We start from the raw sequence: 16,802 nt of genomic DNA, 5'->3' as shown, positions 1-16,802 counted from the left end.
TTTGATAGCATCCTCGACCGGTTAACACGTCTCTACACTTCCTATTTCCTTTAGTGAGTAATTCGCTCGGCTACACAGTACAAAGAAAACACCTCGAGAGCCTAGACTCTCGAGGTAGTTTATTTAAAATAGCTTTAAATATTCGCCGTAGCCTTCTTCTTCAAGCTTATCCTTTGGAATAAAACGCATTGCCGCAGAGTTAATGCAGTAGCGTAAGCCTGTCTCCTCTTTTGGTCCATCTGGGAACACATGTCCAAGGTGAGAATTAGCCGTTCTACTTCTAACCTCTACTCGTCTCATCCCGTGGGAGTCATCAAAGTGTTCTGTTACTTCCTGCGCTTCGATTGGTCTTGTGAAGCTTGGCCAGCCACAGCCTGCATCATACTTATCCTTCGAATGGAAAAGTGGTTTGCCAGAGACGATATCCACGTAGATTCCTTCTTCAAAATGCTGATCATACTCGTTTTGGTAAGGTGGCTCCGTACCATTTTGCTGTGTCACGTAATACTGCATTTCTGTTAGCTTATCCTTCATTATGATACCTCCTACTCGCTTCCACGAAAGCTTTTCTTCCTGAGCCTTCGAAATAACGATTATAGTGCATCGGATTTTTCTTATAGTAATCCTGATGGTATTCCTCTGCTTCATAGAAAGTAGAAGCTGGTAAAATCTTCGTCGCTATCTTCCTGTTAAATTTGCCAGATTCCTCTAACGCATTCTTAGATGCCTCCGCCTTTTCCCTTTGTTCATCAGAATGATAGAAGATGGCTGTTTGATAGGAAGACCCTTTATCAAAAAATTGCCCTTCTTCATCAGTAGGGTCAATGTTCAACCAAAAGATTTCTAATAAACGATCATAGGAGAAGACGGCTGGGTCATAAGTGATTTGAACAGCCTCATAATGGCCGGTTGTTTCTGAACAAACTTGTTCATACGTCGGATTCTCTACATGTCCACCTGTATAGCCTGATACCACTTTCTCAATGCCGTCGTAGGTATCAAATGGCTTTACCATACACCAAAAGCAGCCGCCAGCAAACGTAGCTAATTCCATGGTAGATCCCCCCTTATTTTGTAGGTACGACTATTTCTAGGATAATCTTATCTACCTTTAAATCCAACTCTTTTGCTCGGACGTTGACACCAGAGGCAACAGGAATACTCGTTAGCTGCAGTAGGACCTCTTCATCCTGTGGCTTCACAATCATCCAAGGAGGTAAATCGACGGAATCCCTTAACAGCTTTAAAACTGTTTCAGGAGGAATTTGTAGATTTCCGACTTCTACAGAAGACTGTTCCATCCGGATATTACCATCTTCCTCCACATAAGGATCAAAATACATCTTCACAGGTAACGATAGGGAAAAAATCGTAAGTTCAGATGTAAGGACAATTTGATCGTCTACCTCTAGCTTCAGAGGCAGTGGTTTGCCACCCATCGCTTTATGGATAAAGGAATTGGCTATTCCTTCAAAATCCTCTTTTGTCGTGTTGACAGTTAACACATGTCCCGAAGCAAATGCCTCTGTTTCTATAGGCTCCTCTACGTAGTCAGAAGGAGCAGTTATCCAATAGATGAACGCTCCAATACTTCCTACAATGATAATAAGGAGCAAAAAGAACGCTATCTTCCATTTATTCATTTCATCAACCCCTTAAGAAAAGCGCAAGCGCCTATGTCCGTTGCAAAAAGCAAATGAAACACAGCAAGTATACACTCGGCCACTGCAATATGCTCCTATTTATCCTCGTGCGAGAACGCTCGAGCTAAACAATCATTAGAAAAAAATATTTTCTAATCCCTTATAAAAAACAATTCCCTACTTTCCTTATCAATCAAACCACAATTTTCTAGCGATTCGATAACCCTGTCGGTAATAAGCTCATAGCCTTTACTATTGGGATGGAAGAAATCCGTATGATAAACAAGATTTGCGTTTGTATCAAATAAAGTATCTATCGGTGCGTAGCAGGCATTTATATCACTATAGGAAAGAGATTCAATTGTATCGTTCCAATCCGTAACAATTTGATCAACTTCACTTGTTTCTTCGGATACAATGGTTATTGGATTATAAATACCAATCATCACAATTGGAGCAGTACTATTAATCTCTCGAATCTCCTCTAAGATAGAATCATAATTGTTTTCAAAACGTACCAATTCTTTTTCAAAGGCTTCTACCTTCAAGTTAAAAAGGTCCTTCTTAAATACCTTCATCATATCGTTACCACCAATCGTTACGGTGATGATGTCTGCCCTTCGAACATGATGATCAATATCCCCGTCTCTCAAAAGCTTTAACAATTGGTCACTTCTTCTACCTCTTTTTGCAGTATTGGTTATTATCACGTCTTCTATTCCTTTATACGCTAAAATTTCCTTCTGCAACCTGCCAACATAACCATTTCTTTTAAGGCTATCCCCTACTCCTTGTGTCAGTGAATCACCTAGTCCGACTATATCCAATGTCTTCGGGAAAAACTTTTCAGGAACGGATAACTCTTCAAACAAAACTGTCTGTTTTTCTTGAAAACTTACCTCTCTTATTTCTTCCCCACTACACGCTGCAAGAAGTAGCACGATACAACAAATTTGAATGAAATGCTTCATTGTTAACCCCTTTACTATAAAACGCTGTAACCTTATTCCTACCTACCCTAACACTCACCTATTATTTGTAGCCGGTTTATAAATAAAGGCAGGGACAAACACCTCCCTGCCTTTCGATTTATTCTGTCATATACATAAAGCCTACTGCTCCTGGGCCAGTATGTGTGCTAATTACTGGTGAAGTAATCGACAGTTTCACATCTTGAAAGCCAGACTCTTCTATAAGCTCTTTTAATGGAGTAGCCATCTTCAGTCCATTTGCGTGAGAAATTCCTACTGCTTTTACTACTTTCCCTTTTGTGTCCTCCATAAACTGATTAAAAAGATAGTTTACTACCTGCTTATGGCTTCTTGCCTTCGCAATCGGCGTATAAACACCATCGTCTAAAGAGGCGATTGGTTTGATCGACAATAGAGAGCCGATCATCGCCTTTCCCTTTCCTATCCTTCCGCCTTTCACCAGATTCTCTAATGTGTCTACCACAACAAAAAGATGGGTTTTAGAGCGGATATCATATACCTTTTCTATAATCGCTTCCTTTGATTCACCAGAGATAGCCATTTTTGCTGCTTCCTCCACCTGGAATCTTAGCGCGAATGAGATAAATCTACTATCAATTACTGTAACATCTGCATTGGTTAATTCAGCGGCACTTTTTGCTGATTCCACTGTCCCACTCATCCCACCAGTCATATGGATGGAAATGATGGAATCTCCTTTTGCTCCTAATTCATCATAGAGCTCCTTAAACACTCCTATAGCTGGTTGAGATGATTTAGGCAGCTCCTTCGTTTTTGCCATTTTCTCTAGAAACTCTGCTGGCTGAATATTTACCCCGTCAATGTAAGATTCATTTTCAATTTGAATTGTTAAAGGTACTACATGAATATTATATTTTTCAACAATATCCTGTGGTAAATCTGCTGTTGAATCTGTAACAATATGAACCTGTGACAATCATATCAATCCTTCCTTAGTAGCCTCTATTTAAAAAGAAGCAACCCTTTATGTAAATTAATTGGAATTATTCATAAGAACGAGCTCTCGCTCAATTCTTTGCTGAATTAACTGTATCATATCTTTGCTATTTGTTCCTAAAACCTCTGTACTACTATATGTTGGTAAAATACTTATTTGAACATGCGCAGGACGGATTTTGTTATTATTTTTCTCCATAATCTCAGAAGTTCCCTTTATAGCAATGGGAACAATCGGAACTTGTGCTTCTTTCGCTATACGAATAAAACCCGACTTGAATTCTCCGATTCCTTGTCCTTTACTTCTCGTTCCTTCCGGGAAAATTAATATGGAATGTCCTTTTTTTAACTGCTCGATTGTATCTAAGATAGATTGATAGCTACTTTTTCTACTGCTTCTATCTAAGAAGACACAGTTCATTTCTTCCATCCAAGTTCGAATAATCGGTAGTTTCTTCACTTCTACTTTTGAAATAAACCCAAAAGGCTTCGGAATATAAGTGAGTAACGTAGGAATATCAAAGTTCCCTTCATGATTACTAATCAGTAGAACTGGCCCTTCTGGTAAATTTTCCAGCCCTTTCACTTCAAACGTACTTTTTGTACGCTCTAATATTCCTTCTGCCCACATTTGGGGAACAGAATGTACAAGCTTGTCATATTCTTCAGTAGAGAGCTTGCCCTTCTGTTCCTTTATCTTGCGTAATCTTGGCATACTTACCGGCAAATAACCAAATAAGAAGCCAAACGTTCTTAAAGATGAAAACAAACTAGTCACGAACCTTTCTATCATAAACCAAATATACATATGTTATTCCATCAGAGGTTTGCATTTCCTCTGAAGTCTGTGTAAGCGCCCAGTCACTTGCATTATATGGTGGGAAATACGTATCACCTGTAAAGTTCTGTTGAATATAGGTGATATATAAACGATCAGCATTCGGAAGAATCGTACGGAAGATTTGTTCTCCTCCAATTACCATTACTTCTTCATGGTGTTCTTTTGCTATTTCAACAGCTTCCATCAAACTAGTCGTAACAACAGCTCCATCTGCCTGGTAATCAGGATTTCTGGTCACAACGATGCTTTTCCGACCAGGAAGTGCTCTACCTATTGACTCAAACGTATTACGCCCCATAATCATTGCTTTTCCCATCGTCTTTTCCTTAAAGTAAGCAAGGTCACCAGGGATATGCCAAGGTAATTTATTTTTATATCCGATTACTCGGTCCGGATCATGTGCGACGATTAATGAAATCATTGCTTCTCCTCCTATTTATACGGCAATATCTGCTTTGATTTTTGGATAAGGATCATAGCCCTGAATGGTAATATCCTTTATTTCAAAATCAAAGATAGATTTATCTTCCTTTGTAAGGACAAGCTCTGGAAGAGTCCTTGGTGTTCTACTGAGCTGCGTGTCGACTTGGTCCATATGGTTTAAGTAAATATGTGCATCTCCTAATGTATGGACAAACTCACCAACTGAAAGATCACATTCTCTTGCTATCAAGTGTACCAGCAAGGCGTATGACGCAATGTTAAACGGCACCCCTAAGAATACGTCTGCGCTACGTTGGTATAACTGACAGGACAACTTTCCATCTGCCACATAGAACTGCATGAAGCTGTGACAAGGTGGCAGTGCCATATCGTCCACCTCAGACGGATTCCAGGCTGTTATGATATGTCTCCTAGAATCAGGATTCGTTTTTAGCTGATCAATAAGCTTCGTTAATTGATCAATCGTCTCCCCATTCTTTCCGGGCCAAGAACGCCATTGTCTACCATAGACAGGTCCTAAATCACCAAATTCCTCTGCAAACTTTTCATCAGCAAGGATCTGTTCGCAAAACTTCTCCATTTCTTGTTGAACAATCTCTTTGAAAGCTGGATCCTTTGCTGCCCTTCTTCCGAAATCCGTCATATCCGGTCCTTTATATTTTTCACTATTTACCCATTTTTCAAACGCCCATTCGTCCCAAATATGAATATTATCTTGGATCAGCGTTTTCACATTTGTATCACCCTTTAAAAACCAGAGAAGCTCTCCCACAATTAAACGAAATGCCGTTTTCTTTGTTGTCATAAGTGGAAAGCCATCTTGCAAGTTAAAGCGCATTTGATAACCAAAGACACTTTTTGTGCCAGTACCAGTGCGGTCGCCTTTTTCTACCCCGTTCTCTTTAATATATCGCATTAGATTCAAATATTGTTCCATTTATATCGCTCACTTTCTGATTCAAGTAAAAAAAGCTCTCGACTAGGAGAGCCATTTTGGTGGTGTATTTTTAGACCAATATATCTCACCTAACACATAATGCTTTGCATAGTGATCTTCGGCTAAATGATAATGGAAATTAAAATAGTATCCATCTAAAGGCTTTTTATCTGTACGAACATGAAATCTAATAATATCCTTCTTAGATTTTTCATCAAAGATATGGAAAATCCTCTCATGATAGTCTCCAGATGGTGTTTCTGTAATGCCCAGCTGTTTGATGGACTGGTTGTCCAGCTTCTGTACAGCGACATCGATTGCCTCTTGCATTCTAGGGAAGATCACCTGCTCAAACTCATCCTGAATAACAGGTCCTATTCGGTGTCCAAATTTTATGTATGATTGTTCTTTTGCTGCAAGAGCTAGAAGCTCCTTTTGATCAACGGTTTCCTCTATGACATTACTATATTCAATACCAGTATTAGCCGATGAGAGGGCATTTGGTGATTCTTTATCAAGCAGCTGCTCCCAAATTAAATGGTTCGGGGAAATTAATCCAAACGTCAAGAATGCAACTGTGATAATAATGGATTTCTGAAGCCACTTTTTCAACTTAAACACCTTCTTTTTGAACAAATTTGTCATAACTTGTATAAACATATACGTCTAAAAGAACAAAAGGTTTCCTCTTTTTCATATTCATTGTACAATAAAAAGTGGAAACATTCAGTAGGTTTTTTATGAAGGAGGAATTTCTCATGAATTCAGTCGTAATAGGGATCGGATTTCTATTTTTACTAGGTTATTTAACTTCATTGTGTTTCACGGACTAATAAGCTTATCTTTAGAAAAACATTAAAGAGCACTTCCGATCTAATGGTTAGTCGGAGCTGCTCTTTTCTTCTTACTTACTTGCTTTATTATACCCCATTCTCATTTCTCTTCTGTCATTCAGCTATTATAACATTTTCAGAGATCACTAGATCCTCTCTGTTTTCGAGTAGCCTCCAATCCTTGACTTTCTCTTTGTTTATTAATAAATATTTTAGCCCCTTAATATTATTTAACGGTTGGATAGACGTTACATTTGTATCTCGAATATCTAGGTATGTTAGGTTACGTAAATCTGATAAAGGAGACAAATCTGAAATCTCTGTATCCGAAACCTGCAGACGCTCCAGGTTATTCAACGAGCTAACAAATTCAAGAGAATGAAGAGACGTTCCGTTCATCGAAAGAAAACGTAAAGATTCTAATTTACCAAGTGTTGAAAAGTCCTTAATTGGATTGTCTATCAAAATAAGACTTTCAAGATTCACTAGTCTTTCGAGTGGAGACAACGAGATGACTTGATTGTTGGTAATATCTAAATCTTTGAGAGAAATCAAGATATCCAGTGGAGCTAAATCTTCTATTCGATTATTAACCAAATTAAGACTTACTATATTTTTCAACTCTGGAAAATCCTTCAGCTCCTCTAGGCCACTATTAGATATTTCCAACGTATTTAATTGCTTAAAAGAACTTAAAAAAGACACTTCTGATATAGGTGTGTTCTGGAGATATAGATATTTTAAGTTACTTAATTTACTGATAGAGTTAATATCTATAGGAGCCGTCACGTAAAGATGTTCTAAATTTTTCATTTCAGATAATGCTGAGACATCATCATTATTCTGACTATCAATGGTTAAAGTGCTTACCCAAACTAAATCTTCATGTGTTAGTTCTTCTTTTGGAACTTCAATTTGTTGGGAGATTTCAGTGAGAAGTGCATCTGGAATTTTCACAACCTCCGCGGTTTCAGTTTCTTCATGAATTTCTTTTTGTGGTGTGTCATTTTTCTTGATAATATCACTCTCATTTTCGCAACCGACTAACAATAACAGGACAAATACCAAGTATTTTTTTCTCATCACGTTCCCCTTTTAAATTTGATCACTTATAGTTATGAATTTATATTTGAATCCCCCTGTGAAACGAAGGAATGATAGTTTTTCCACAGCTTCAATAGGAATTTATTTACGATTAAAAGTAGACCAATTACAAAAAAGAACCAAACGAAAAAGTTATCAAAGAAGTCGGGATAATAAACATCTACACTAAGTCTCATTCCAGCCGCTAATACCTCGGCAATTCTTTCAGCAGTAAAAAATATTCCACTTAGAAAAATAAAGAATACACCCACCAATTCTAATCTCATTTTCTCTCCCCCAAATATCCAAGATCGACCCCAAAGTGTGTTTGGATATCATTATCTTCTGTCACTGGTTGAATCCAGCACACCCCAAATTTAATTGTTCTGCTAGCGAAATTAGGAAATAGGATATATTGGATACCGTCATCTAAATAGTTTCCATTATAATCCTGCTGATAAATAGGATAATAGAATTCTCCAACCACACCGATTGTCAGCTTTATATCATCCTTATAGAATCCAATTGCTTCTAGCATCTCTCCACTTTCCGTATAGCCCTTGATATCTAAACCTGGGATACAGCATGTAATTTCCTTTATATTATTTTCATTTTTTACTTCAAATAAAATCATATACCTGCCATCTACATCTTGGCACAAACAATCTTTTTCTATTTCTATCGCTTCATACTCTACTTCTAATCCGTTCACTAGTAATTTGATTTCCCCTAATGGAGTTAATAGCATGCAGTCCCACCCTTTGTTTGATCTGGAATTAAGAAACCCAGGTGATTGCTACTTCTTTGGATTTCCATTGATTGTCTTCAAAATATATGCTGCCTTGTATTCCCACTGCACCATCACCAGACCGGTATTTGGAACCTTCAAACAAGACGGCCTCATCAGACTCGGGTTGAATCTTGTCTATTCTAAGAAGTACACCGTTTAAAACCTTTGTTTCTGAATCATAGTGCTCTTTTTCTTTTAGCTGCTCCAGAGTAGCTTCTAATACTTCTATTGAATATTTTTCCTCGAAGTAGCTTAGGATTTTAATTATGTCCTCTTCCTCTGTATCTTCAAAATTACTCGTATCAATCGCGATATATTCCATATTCTCACTTAGTACTTGTTCCTGGTGCAAAATGGATTCCAATGCCACGATATAGATTTGTCCTAAATCCCCTTTTATTGGCGTTGACTTACAAGCTGTTAGCAATAGTAGTCCCAAAAGAATAAGAAGGAACCTAGCTCTCATAGTTACCCCTTCCTTTTTCATAATTTTATTTAAATTTTAACATATTTAACCATTTTAGGAACTTTATCTAAGCTAATTTATATAAAAAAACTTTCTTCTAAGGGTATATGTTAATATATGGATAACAGGTAACACTAAGGGGGAACCAACTATCAAAAAAGTATATATGTTTTTGGGAGTACTTGTTGTGATTTTTTCTGTATTTCTAATTTACAATCATCGACAATCACCGACACAAACCGATGTATGGAATGCTACGGAGGGCTGGAATCCAGAGACAGAGGAAGTCATTTCAATTGAAAAGGTTGGCGAGGAATGGTTAACCATTTTTCGAAACAAACACTCTGTTATGATTGCTCGATTAGACCAAAATTGGTTAGGGTTTTGGGAGGTTAAAAATGACGAGGGGTCAGAAAGTACACTAGCTTCCACCTACTATCCTCCTTCTCGAGATGAGACTTTTACATGGAGTGCCTCCGGTTCAAGTCCAGCCTATTTCTTTGGTCAAGTCTTGAACAACGACATAAAACAAATAAAGGCGGAGACAGGAAAGAACTCCTTTGAAAATGCTCTATTTCTGAACGAAGGTCGCTTTTTCTTTTTAAAATCTGAAGGGTTTGTATACCCTGTAAACATTCAAGGATTATCGGAATCAGGGGAAATAATCTACTCTACCAAAAAGTAATCCCAACTTGAAAGAAGGGTTGATTTGAGAAAATACGAATGGCTCGAAATATTTGGTAACAACAGAAAAATAGCATTGGTCCTCCTGCTATGCTTTCCTATAGCTGGTTGTGCTGGTTTAGCTGATTATACCATTCCACTAGATAATGGATTTCGTATAGATCGTTCATCGGCTCATAGTATTGCCATTTATGGAGAGAAGCCTAAATACTCGGAGGATGACACTAACTATGATTATCTTTATGTCCCAACCGAAGTCACAGGTATTTGGTGGAACGATGATTATATAGTTGCTAAGCAAATAGAGTTAGTAGCTGATGAAAGAGGCTATGAGCAGCCTCCAAAGAACCCCACCAAAAGTGACTATTCTTATTGGATCATTGATGTAAACAGTCGTAAAGTGTTAGGTCCCTTAAACGAAAAAGATTTGGAAAAGGAAACCGATCAATTAGAAATAACGGATTTGATCTCTTTGGAATTAATTGAAAAGCTAGATAGATACTAAATATCCATTTTCTTCAACGGATGGAAGCAGTAAAAAAAGGGCCGGGACAAAATTTTTCTTGATGGGTTATATTCTTTTTGGAATGTATTGATTAAACTTCAATTTAAGTAGGAAACATTAATGGTTTGGAGCAGCGTCGGCGACTCCTGCGGGAGCAGGGTGGTAGGTAAGCCAGCACAGCCATGCGCGTCAGCGATGGGTGCTGGCTTACGGGGGAGGGAAAACTAAGAACGTCACGTCGTGTGACAACGTTTTCCTGACCTACATCCTGTCGGCCTCCACTCCAAGCGTCCGACGTAGCGGAGAACCTGAGTCTCAAAAACTAAGAAAGCACTTATGATTCTAATCATATATTAGAACCATAAGTGCTTCTCATTGGATTTGTCCCAACTTCTTCTTTTATTTCTCCAATATTCCATAGTGGAATTTGGAGGTTAATCTGATTTGTTGAGAGAAGCCGTATTGTTGAAATAAAGGAGATCGGAAGTGTGCCTTCAACACTACTCGTCTTTTGGCTACTCGAACTGCCTCTTTTACCCACTCAGCGGTTAGTGTATCTTGCATTCCTACTTTTCGTAATGCTTGAAAGTTATTGGACTCCGTTATCTCCTCTTCAAACATTGGATCCATATAGACCACGTCGTAAGCATTATCTTCGCTTTGCTTAAGAAAGTTCACCGAGTCTTCTTGGAATAACTTTATCCGCCTCATACATTCATTGAGCATCTCGTTATCGGAGGTATATTCCTTCAATCCTTTCCCGACGAGGTAGGCAATAATCTTATTTTTCTCACATGCATGCACCATTCCACTGCTCCCTACGGCATAGGAGGCAATAATAGAGTCGGAGGAAAGGCCAGCTGTAGTATCTAGAAAAGAATCACCTTCGGTAAGACCTGTTGCTTCGAGCATGGAATCTTGCTCTCCGTTTAGTAATCTTTTCAAGCGAAATGCTGCAGAGTTAGGATGAAAAAAGAATGGTTCCTTCGCTCCAAGACTATAGAACTCTAGTCTTTCCTTTCTCACAAGCACAATATCAGCATTCGTATCCTTTTGCATGCGCTCTATGGAACGTTTACGCCTTTCTACATAAGGAACATTCAGTTCAGCTGCAATCTTTCTTGCCTGACTAATATGCTCCTTATCTGTTCTTCCAGGTGTCGTTACAATGAGTGTCATTCTGCGATTATTTGAGCAAGAACACCTGTTAGATGCTCTTTAATGGATTCCATCTCATGGTTTTCAATTTGTTCCCTTGGAATAAAATAAGCTAACTTGCCATCCTTCCAAATTGCGATAGAAGGTGAGCTTGGAGGCACTTCTTCAAAATATCCACGCATCGTTGCTGTTGCTTCTTGGTCTTGTCCAGCAAAAACAGTTACCAGATGATCCGGTTTTTCCTGAAGCTCTTCTATAGCACCAACCACTGCTGGTCTAGCTAATCCTGCTGCACAGCCACAAACGGAATTGATCATAATAAGTGAAACACCTTGTGCATGCTCCATATGTTCCTGCACTTGCTCTTCGCTTATTAATTCTGTAAAGCCTGCATCCGTCAGCTCTCTTCGCATTGGCTTTACAACCTCTTTCATATATTCATCGTATGCATTCACGCTTACATGCTCCTTCCAATTACCTTTTTATATTGTTCTTTCAATTCATTTTACCTCCAACAGCATATAATTTCATTCATTTGAACTCTACCAACGGGAATGTTCCACTTTCTTCCAAATTACTTTCTTTATGATTCTTTAAAAATAGGACAATTTAGACAAATAAATGGATTTCCTCCAATATAGAAACATTTATCTAATACCTTCTTCTTACTTTCTTTATAATTCATCTAAATACATTTACCCCTTTTTTATAAAATTTATATATTTTTATCTTTTTTAGGTTAGTTTTATATCAAAAACGTGTATTTACTATTAGTGGGGTTAATACTTGCTCTAAAATGGGCTAATCTAAGAAGAAACATACGACAAAGCATCTATATGTTTAGTAGGCAGCTAACCAAATGTAATCGAAAGGAATTTCTTAGTGAACAATTAGAACAGTACATATAAATAGAAAGCTGTTCCAACAGTTCATTTCTTTACATGAAAGAACGGATTTTCCTCTCGTAGTAGTAGATAAATAGACGGGGAGCGAGATAGAATGAAGCTAAGTGAATTATTAACATCAGTACAACATAGAGGAAAGGTTACGGAGGATATTGACATCACAGGACTGGCATTTAATTCCTCAGAGGTAAAGCCAGGCTATCTTTTTGTTGCAATAACAGGAACCAATACAGATGGGCATCTTTTTATAGAGGATGCGATTACGAAAGGTGCAGCCGCCATAATTGGTGAAAGAGATAGTGAATCCACCACCTATCCTTATTTTCAGGTAGAGAATTCTCGAAAAGCCTTAGCCCATTTGGCAAAAGCGTACTACCACAATCCTGCCAGCGGAAAGATTTTCATTGGTATTACAGGTACGAACGGGAAAACAACAACATCCTATATGGTTAAGCATATTTTAGAGGCTCAAGGAGTATCTTGTGCCTTATTTGGCAGTATTGCTGTGGTTATCAATGGAGAAGAGCATCCTTCCCCACATACTACCTTGGATCCGCTGACCTTTCACCAGTTTCTTGCCGAAAGTGATGACCAAGCAGTAATTATGGAGGTATCTTCACACGGCCTGATACAACACCGAATTGAGGGCCTCGAATTTGACGTATGTATTTTCACGAACATCGAGCACGAGCATCTAGATTATCATGAAAATATGGAAGCATACTTTGAAGCTAAGAAATCCTTATTTGATTTCTTAAAGCCAGATGGTACTGCAGTCGTTCACTGTATGAATGATTACGGAGAAAGATTAAGTACATACGTTCAGTCAATTGGAAAGAAAGTACTTCAAATTGACGGATCAAATCCAACATACATAATAAATGGAAATGAGCTGATAGAAAAGCAAGACTATCAACTCCTAAGTTACTCCCTCCTCACCCAAATGAAAGGAAGCCATAACATTGAAAATGCAGCAAATGCATTCTGTGCTTGTAGAGCATTAGGAATCGAACCTGAGTTGATATCAGTATCCCTACGAACTTTTTCAGGCTTACCAGGTAGATATCAATTATTTAAGTCTCCAATAGGTGCAACTTTTGTAGTCGATTACGCTCATACGGCTAATGCGTTCTTCCATATCTTAGATACAGTGAGGTCACAACAGCCAAACAATATCATTCATATCTTTGGTTTTAGAGGAAATCGCGACACTGGCAAAAGAAGAAAAATGGTGGAGATGTCCTTAAAATATAGTGATTGCTGCATTCTTACATTTGATGATTTAAATGGAGTTTCCTATAAGGAAATGATTATGGAGTTAGAAGCATTAGGGAATCACGAAAAATGTATCATTATTCCTGATCGAACAATGGCTATTCATTATGCATGGGAAAGAGCAAAAGAAGATGATTGGGTGGTTATTACAGGAAAAGGCTGTGAAACTTATCAGCAGGAATATTCTTTTCCAACAACAAACGATATGGAAACGTTAAGGTATTTATCCAGAATAAAAGCCTATGTTTAATGAAATAAAGTCCTCGTATATCAGTCAACATTCCGTACATCCTAATAAACAGGTTGTACAAATTGTCTGATGAAAAGAGGAAAATAGATGTATTACTATAAGGAAGAGCTAATCAATATTATTAAGCCTGACAAACCGGATCCAGCAGCCGCTAAAATTTTACAAGAGATTCTTGGTGGACACTTCGGTGAAATGAGAACGATGATGCAGTATTTCTTCCAAGGGTCCAACTTTCGCGGTCCAGAAACCCAATACCGAGATCTCTTGAAGGCAGTCTTTTTAGAGGAAATTGCTCACGTAGAGCTTGTTCAAAATACGATCAATCAATTACTGAATGATTCTGGTATGTCTGATCAAGCCGGTAATGCGGGTATGGATGGTGCACCGCTAGATGATGCCACTAAGCATGCAAACCCACATCACTTCATTATAGGGGCACAGGGGTCTCTTCCAGTAGACGCTGCTGGAAATCCATGGAACGGTTCTTGGGTATATGCTCACGGTAATCTAATTGCAGACCTTTTGGATAATGTCGTGTTAGAATCTACCGGAGTTCTTCAAAAAACACGTATTTATGAAATGAGCTCCAATCAAACATTTAGAGAAACTTTGGCATTTTTGATTGTCAGAGATAATGCACATCAAAATGTATTTGCCAAAGCATTAGAGACCTTAGGTGTAGATTGGGGCAAAATCTTGCCGATACCTAATTACGATATCAATAAGTATCCCGAGTGCAAAAAGTTCGTAGATATGGGTTATCATAATGCACAGTTCAATTTCCGCTTAGATCCAACAAGGGTACAAGAAATCTTTCAAGGACAGTCTCCTAGCAGGAATGGTGGACAAGTTCAGGTTACTCCACCACCGCAAGGTTTCCCTGTTCCTGTACTCCCTGTTATGCCAAATGAGCATAGTCCAGGATTAAGTGATTTGAACAGGTAAGAGAAAGTTTAAAAGGCACACGGCGACATGTATCGTAGTGTGCCTTTTCTATAAAAAAGGGCCCTCCCATAAATAGAAGAACCCGTAAGTACTATTCTAATGACTTATTTAAACCTTTACCGGACAATCTTTCTCTGTACTTCATTTCTTGATACTTTTTCTTCAACATTGCCATTCGATAATCGAAGTATGCTCCCACAATTCCGAGGGGAAGACCACCAGCGGAGATAGACAACAATACGACAAAAAGATTGAGCTCTTCTACCTTATAGCTTAATAAAAACATAATCAAAAGAGTACCCACTAACGTCATGAACAACGTAAAATAATAAGTGATCTTTAGCTCTTCCTTTTTATTCAGTTCTTCTCTTTTAAAATTCTTCGCCATACAGATCCCTCAATTCTACAAGCCGTCTTTTATTGTATTATTCACACTTTTCCTCATGTTTACACATACATTTATGGAAATTTTAATTACATTTTATTTACAAATGTTTTTCTCCTTATCATATGGAAATATTCCAACCGCTCGTGACGAAATAGACTAGAAAATTTTTCTATTATTTTATCATATGAAAGTACAGAAAAATAATATTTCATCTATATTTTTTGATAAAAATTAAGAATAATACAATGCTGTGTGAGAGTAAAGAACTATAGATGTAGACAGAAATGATTCATGGGGATAGGAGAAAAAATAGCAAAGAGTACGACAAAGTCCAAACGTTTCTTTGCAACTTTGTTCCGAGCAATTTCACCACTCCCCTAATTGGGGCTTTCGTTTAGTTTGAGAGACGCGCAGAGAACCTAACACTCAAAATAAGAAAGCACTTATGATTCTTATCAAATGATAGAATCATAAGTGCTCCTCTTACCGCATATCTCAAACTCAAAAGCCTGCATAGGAATGTCCATTTATATAGCGGCTCCCTGGTATACTATCAAACTAGCTTCTGAGTAATTGAAAAGATGTTATTTTATTTACTTCTCGCTTCATTCATTTGCTTCCAAACAGATCCTTTTGCTTCTTCCCCTTCTTCAATTCGTGCGATTGCCATGCGAATTTGTAAGCGGACCTCGTATTCTTTGTCATCCATTGCTTCTTTTAATGCAGGGAGTGCTTCTTCATCCCCTACTTCATAGAAATACATCGCTGCACGCCATCTTACTAATTTGTTTTTATCAAACAATGCTTCTTTCATTGCAGTAGAGAATTGCTCGAAGCCCAAATCACTCATCGCGTCGCCAGCAGTTCTTCTAACTGAAGCACTTTTATCCTTTAATGCTATTTCTAAGTATGGGATTACTGCTTCGTCCTCTAAAAGTCCGAGATAAACCGTCGCTAGACGTCTAATAGATACTTGCTCATCCTCCAATGCCTTTGCGAGGATTGGTAAGTCCTCCAGCTCAGGGTTGATCAAGTTGTTTAGCAGCTGAAATCGTACCTTCCAGTCTGGATGATTGAATTCCTCTAATGTGAACGGAGCACGAACCGGCTTGCGTTCTTCACTATTATCTTTATTCTCTATGAGGTCCTGCAGCTTGCTTTCCGGGAAGGTTGCCTCCAGCTCCTTCACCAGCTGCTCTCCAATCTCCTTTTGGTCTCCATATCGCACACCATAATCTACCCATTTACGAAGAAGGATATAGTTTTCCTTGTCCCCCTCCATCGCCTCGTCTAGTGCCTTTGTAAACCTTTCAGACAGGCCAAAGCGAGTTTCCGACTCACTATCAAACACCTTCACTTGAAGAGGAATTCCCTTGTATTGCTGCACATGCACATAGACCTCTCCGTAGTGATCAGCAGGCTTGTCACTGTCTTGACTGTCATTCTCTGCCCCAAAAACGTTTTCGACAGAAGCTAATATGGATTCCCAGCTAAATTTAGCGATACGCTCAATTGCTAAGAAATCGGCTACATGATAGACACCCTTGACGCCCTCTATCGCAAAAATCTCTTGGATTTCTTTTGGTGCATCTTGGATATTGTTTTTGTTATAGTTATGACTCTTCCCAAATGGAAGCTCTTGGTCGATATTGACCTTCATTGTATTTGGACTAGGTGTTGGTTCAATGGATACGATTTTCATGCTA

The 16,802-nt window shown here is 38.3% G+C and carries 21 protein-coding genes; 4 read left to right on the top strand and 17 right to left on the bottom strand.

The features are described from left to right. Nucleotides 1–123: 123 nt before the first annotated feature. The 13 genes from msrB to AC1ECF_RS02515 form a co-directional block, all read right to left on the bottom strand. Nucleotides 124–534 carry a peptide-methionine (R)-S-oxide reductase MsrB gene (gene msrB / locus AC1ECF_RS02575; protein WP_480387829.1) on the bottom strand — a complete coding sequence of 137 codons (411 nt, stop codon included), beginning with the start codon at nt 532–534 and terminating at the stop codon, nt 124–126. Further along, on the bottom strand, nt 524–1,054 hold the full coding sequence (gene msrA, locus AC1ECF_RS02570; protein ID WP_480387828.1) for a peptide-methionine (S)-S-oxide reductase MsrA: 531 nt from the start codon (nt 1,052–1,054) through the stop codon (nt 524–526). Before msrA ends, msrB begins: the two co-directional genes overlap by 11 nt. 13 nt (nt 1,055–1,067) lie before the next feature. After that, a complete protein-coding gene (locus tag AC1ECF_RS02565; RefSeq protein WP_480387827.1) occupies nt 1,068–1,643 on the bottom strand; it encodes a YpmS family protein in 576 nt (191 codons plus the stop codon). 152 nt (nt 1,644–1,795) lie between these two features. Beyond that, nucleotides 1,796–2,614 carry a GDSL-type esterase/lipase family protein gene (locus tag AC1ECF_RS02560; protein WP_480387826.1) on the bottom strand — a complete coding sequence of 273 codons (819 nt, stop codon included), beginning with the start codon at nt 2,612–2,614 and terminating at the stop codon, nt 1,796–1,798. A 118-nt stretch (nt 2,615–2,732) separates the two neighbouring features. Then, nucleotides 2,733–3,572, bottom strand: coding sequence for a DegV family protein (locus AC1ECF_RS02555; RefSeq protein ID WP_480387825.1), 840 nt, complete (start codon nt 3,570–3,572; stop codon nt 2,733–2,735). A 57-nt stretch (nt 3,573–3,629) separates the two neighbouring features. Next, nucleotides 3,630–4,400 carry a lysophospholipid acyltransferase family protein gene (locus tag AC1ECF_RS02550; RefSeq protein WP_480387824.1) on the bottom strand — a complete coding sequence of 257 codons (771 nt, stop codon included), beginning with the start codon at nt 4,398–4,400 and terminating at the stop codon, nt 3,630–3,632. Then, nucleotides 4,363–4,854, bottom strand: a complete 492-nt coding sequence (locus AC1ECF_RS02545; protein WP_480387823.1) for a dihydrofolate reductase — start codon at nt 4,852–4,854, stop codon at nt 4,363–4,365. Before AC1ECF_RS02545 ends, AC1ECF_RS02550 begins: the two co-directional genes overlap by 38 nt. Nucleotides 4,855–4,869: 15 nt before the next feature. Beyond that, a complete protein-coding gene (locus AC1ECF_RS02540; protein WP_480387822.1) occupies nt 4,870–5,814 on the bottom strand; it encodes a thymidylate synthase in 945 nt (314 codons plus the stop codon). A gap of 42 nt (nt 5,815–5,856) precedes the next feature. After that, the gene (locus tag AC1ECF_RS02535) at nt 5,857–6,426 is read right to left on the bottom strand and encodes a YpjP family protein (RefSeq protein ID WP_480387821.1); all 570 of its coding nucleotides are present in this window, start codon (nt 6,424–6,426) and stop codon (nt 5,857–5,859) included. Nucleotides 6,427–6,761: 335 nt separating this feature from the next. Then, nucleotides 6,762–7,730 carry a leucine-rich repeat domain-containing protein gene (locus AC1ECF_RS02530; RefSeq protein WP_480387820.1) on the bottom strand — a complete coding sequence of 323 codons (969 nt, stop codon included), beginning with the start codon at nt 7,728–7,730 and terminating at the stop codon, nt 6,762–6,764. Between the two features lie 32 nt (nt 7,731–7,762). Continuing rightward, nucleotides 7,763–8,017: a hypothetical protein gene (locus tag AC1ECF_RS02525; RefSeq protein WP_480387819.1), complete on the bottom strand. Its 255-nt coding sequence runs from the start codon at nt 8,015–8,017 to the stop codon at nt 7,763–7,765. After that, the gene (locus AC1ECF_RS02520; protein WP_480387818.1) at nt 8,014–8,478 is read right to left on the bottom strand and encodes a hypothetical protein; all 465 of its coding nucleotides are present in this window, start codon (nt 8,476–8,478) and stop codon (nt 8,014–8,016) included. The genes AC1ECF_RS02525 and AC1ECF_RS02520 overlap by 4 nt, the downstream gene beginning before the upstream one ends. A 28-nt stretch (nt 8,479–8,506) precedes the next feature. Then, a complete protein-coding gene (locus AC1ECF_RS02515; RefSeq protein ID WP_480387817.1) occupies nt 8,507–8,986 on the bottom strand; it encodes a peptide ABC transporter substrate-binding protein in 480 nt (159 codons plus the stop codon). A 187-nt stretch (nt 8,987–9,173) separates the two neighbouring features. Here AC1ECF_RS02515 and AC1ECF_RS02510 point away from each other — a divergent pair, with 187 nt between their 5' ends. Together AC1ECF_RS02510 and AC1ECF_RS02505 are read left to right on the top strand one after the other, a co-directional pair. Then, nucleotides 9,174–9,671 carry a hypothetical protein gene (locus tag AC1ECF_RS02510; protein WP_480387816.1) on the top strand — a complete coding sequence of 166 codons (498 nt, stop codon included), beginning with the start codon at nt 9,174–9,176 and terminating at the stop codon, nt 9,669–9,671. 24 nt (nt 9,672–9,695) lie between these two features. Beyond that, entirely contained in the window at nt 9,696–10,175 is a 480-nt protein-coding gene (locus AC1ECF_RS02505) for a DUF3997 domain-containing protein (protein ID WP_480387815.1), read from the top strand. Nucleotides 10,176–10,574: 399 nt separating this feature from the next. On the opposite strand, the gene AC1ECF_RS02500 is transcribed toward AC1ECF_RS02505, so the two are convergent. Beyond that, complete coding sequence (locus tag AC1ECF_RS02500) at nt 10,575–11,354, bottom strand: class I SAM-dependent methyltransferase (RefSeq protein ID WP_480387814.1); 780 nt, start codon at nt 11,352–11,354, stop codon at nt 10,575–10,577. Continuing rightward, on the bottom strand, nt 11,351–11,788 hold the full coding sequence (locus AC1ECF_RS02495; RefSeq protein ID WP_480387813.1) for a BrxA/BrxB family bacilliredoxin: 438 nt from the start codon (nt 11,786–11,788) through the stop codon (nt 11,351–11,353). Before AC1ECF_RS02495 ends, AC1ECF_RS02500 begins: the two co-directional genes overlap by 4 nt. A 544-nt stretch (nt 11,789–12,332) precedes the next feature. Here AC1ECF_RS02495 and AC1ECF_RS02490 point away from each other — a divergent pair. Both AC1ECF_RS02490 and AC1ECF_RS02485 read left to right on the top strand, forming a co-directional pair. After that, nucleotides 12,333–13,763, top strand: a complete 1,431-nt coding sequence (locus AC1ECF_RS02490) for a UDP-N-acetylmuramoyl-L-alanyl-D-glutamate--2,6-diaminopimelate ligase (protein ID WP_480387812.1) — start codon at nt 12,333–12,335, stop codon at nt 13,761–13,763. 87 nt (nt 13,764–13,850) lie between these two features. Next, nucleotides 13,851–14,708: a manganese catalase family protein gene (locus AC1ECF_RS02485; protein ID WP_480387811.1), complete on the top strand. Its 858-nt coding sequence runs from the start codon at nt 13,851–13,853 to the stop codon at nt 14,706–14,708. A 91-nt stretch (nt 14,709–14,799) separates the two neighbouring features. Here the strand turns inward: AC1ECF_RS02485 and AC1ECF_RS02480 are convergent, their stop codons facing one another. Continuing rightward, on the bottom strand, nt 14,800–15,096 hold the full coding sequence (locus tag AC1ECF_RS02480; RefSeq protein ID WP_480387810.1) for a hypothetical protein: 297 nt from the start codon (nt 15,094–15,096) through the stop codon (nt 14,800–14,802). 589 nt (nt 15,097–15,685) lie between these two features. Continuing rightward, nucleotides 15,686–16,798, bottom strand: a complete 1,113-nt coding sequence (locus AC1ECF_RS02475) for a conserved virulence factor C family protein (protein WP_480387809.1) — start codon at nt 16,796–16,798, stop codon at nt 15,686–15,688. Nucleotides 16,799–16,802 lie beyond the last annotated feature (4 nt).

This window comes from Psychrobacillus sp. Z3-81, from assembly GCF_056620325.1.
Note: the sequence above shows the minus strand (reverse complement) of the source record. Positions and strands in the feature narration are given on the sequence as shown.

Excerpts from the sequence above, each read along its gene's own strand:
- AC1ECF_RS02515 (WP_480387817.1), bottom strand. The coding sequence starts at position 8,986 with ATGAGAGCTAGGTTCCTTCTTATTCTTTTGGGACTACTATTGCTAACA.
- AC1ECF_RS02560 (WP_480387826.1), bottom strand. The coding sequence starts at position 2,614 with ATGAAGCATTTCATTCAAATTTGTTGTATCGTGCTACTTCTTGCAGCG.
- AC1ECF_RS02475 (WP_480387809.1), bottom strand. The coding sequence starts at position 16,798 with ATGAAAATCGTATCCATTGAACCAACACCTAGTCCAAATACAATGAAG.
- AC1ECF_RS02500 (WP_480387814.1), bottom strand. The coding sequence starts at position 11,354 with ATGACACTCATTGTAACGACACCTGGAAGAACAGATAAGGAGCATATT.
- AC1ECF_RS02565 (WP_480387827.1), bottom strand. The coding sequence starts at position 1,643 with ATGAATAAATGGAAGATAGCGTTCTTTTTGCTCCTTATTATCATTGTA.
- AC1ECF_RS02485 (WP_480387811.1), top strand. The coding sequence starts at position 13,851 with ATGTATTACTATAAGGAAGAGCTAATCAATATTATTAAGCCTGACAAA.
- AC1ECF_RS02545 (WP_480387823.1), bottom strand. The coding sequence starts at position 4,854 with ATGATTTCATTAATCGTCGCACATGATCCGGACCGAGTAATCGGATAT.
- msrA (WP_480387828.1), bottom strand. The coding sequence starts at position 1,054 with ATGGAATTAGCTACGTTTGCTGGCGGCTGCTTTTGGTGTATGGTAAAG.
- AC1ECF_RS02490 (WP_480387812.1), top strand. The coding sequence starts at position 12,333 with ATGAAGCTAAGTGAATTATTAACATCAGTACAACATAGAGGAAAGGTT.
- AC1ECF_RS02550 (WP_480387824.1), bottom strand. The coding sequence starts at position 4,400 with ATGTATATTTGGTTTATGATAGAAAGGTTCGTGACTAGTTTGTTTTCA.
- AC1ECF_RS02540 (WP_480387822.1), bottom strand. The coding sequence starts at position 5,814 with ATGGAACAATATTTGAATCTAATGCGATATATTAAAGAGAACGGGGTA.
- AC1ECF_RS02520 (WP_480387818.1), bottom strand. The coding sequence starts at position 8,478 with ATGCTATTAACTCCATTAGGGGAAATCAAATTACTAGTGAACGGATTA.
- AC1ECF_RS02530 (WP_480387820.1), bottom strand. The coding sequence starts at position 7,730 with ATGAGAAAAAAATACTTGGTATTTGTCCTGTTATTGTTAGTCGGTTGC.
- msrB (WP_480387829.1), bottom strand. The coding sequence starts at position 534 with ATGAAGGATAAGCTAACAGAAATGCAGTATTACGTGACACAGCAAAAT.
- AC1ECF_RS02525 (WP_480387819.1), bottom strand. The coding sequence starts at position 8,017 with ATGAGATTAGAATTGGTGGGTGTATTCTTTATTTTTCTAAGTGGAATA.
- AC1ECF_RS02480 (WP_480387810.1), bottom strand. The coding sequence starts at position 15,096 with ATGGCGAAGAATTTTAAAAGAGAAGAACTGAATAAAAAGGAAGAGCTA.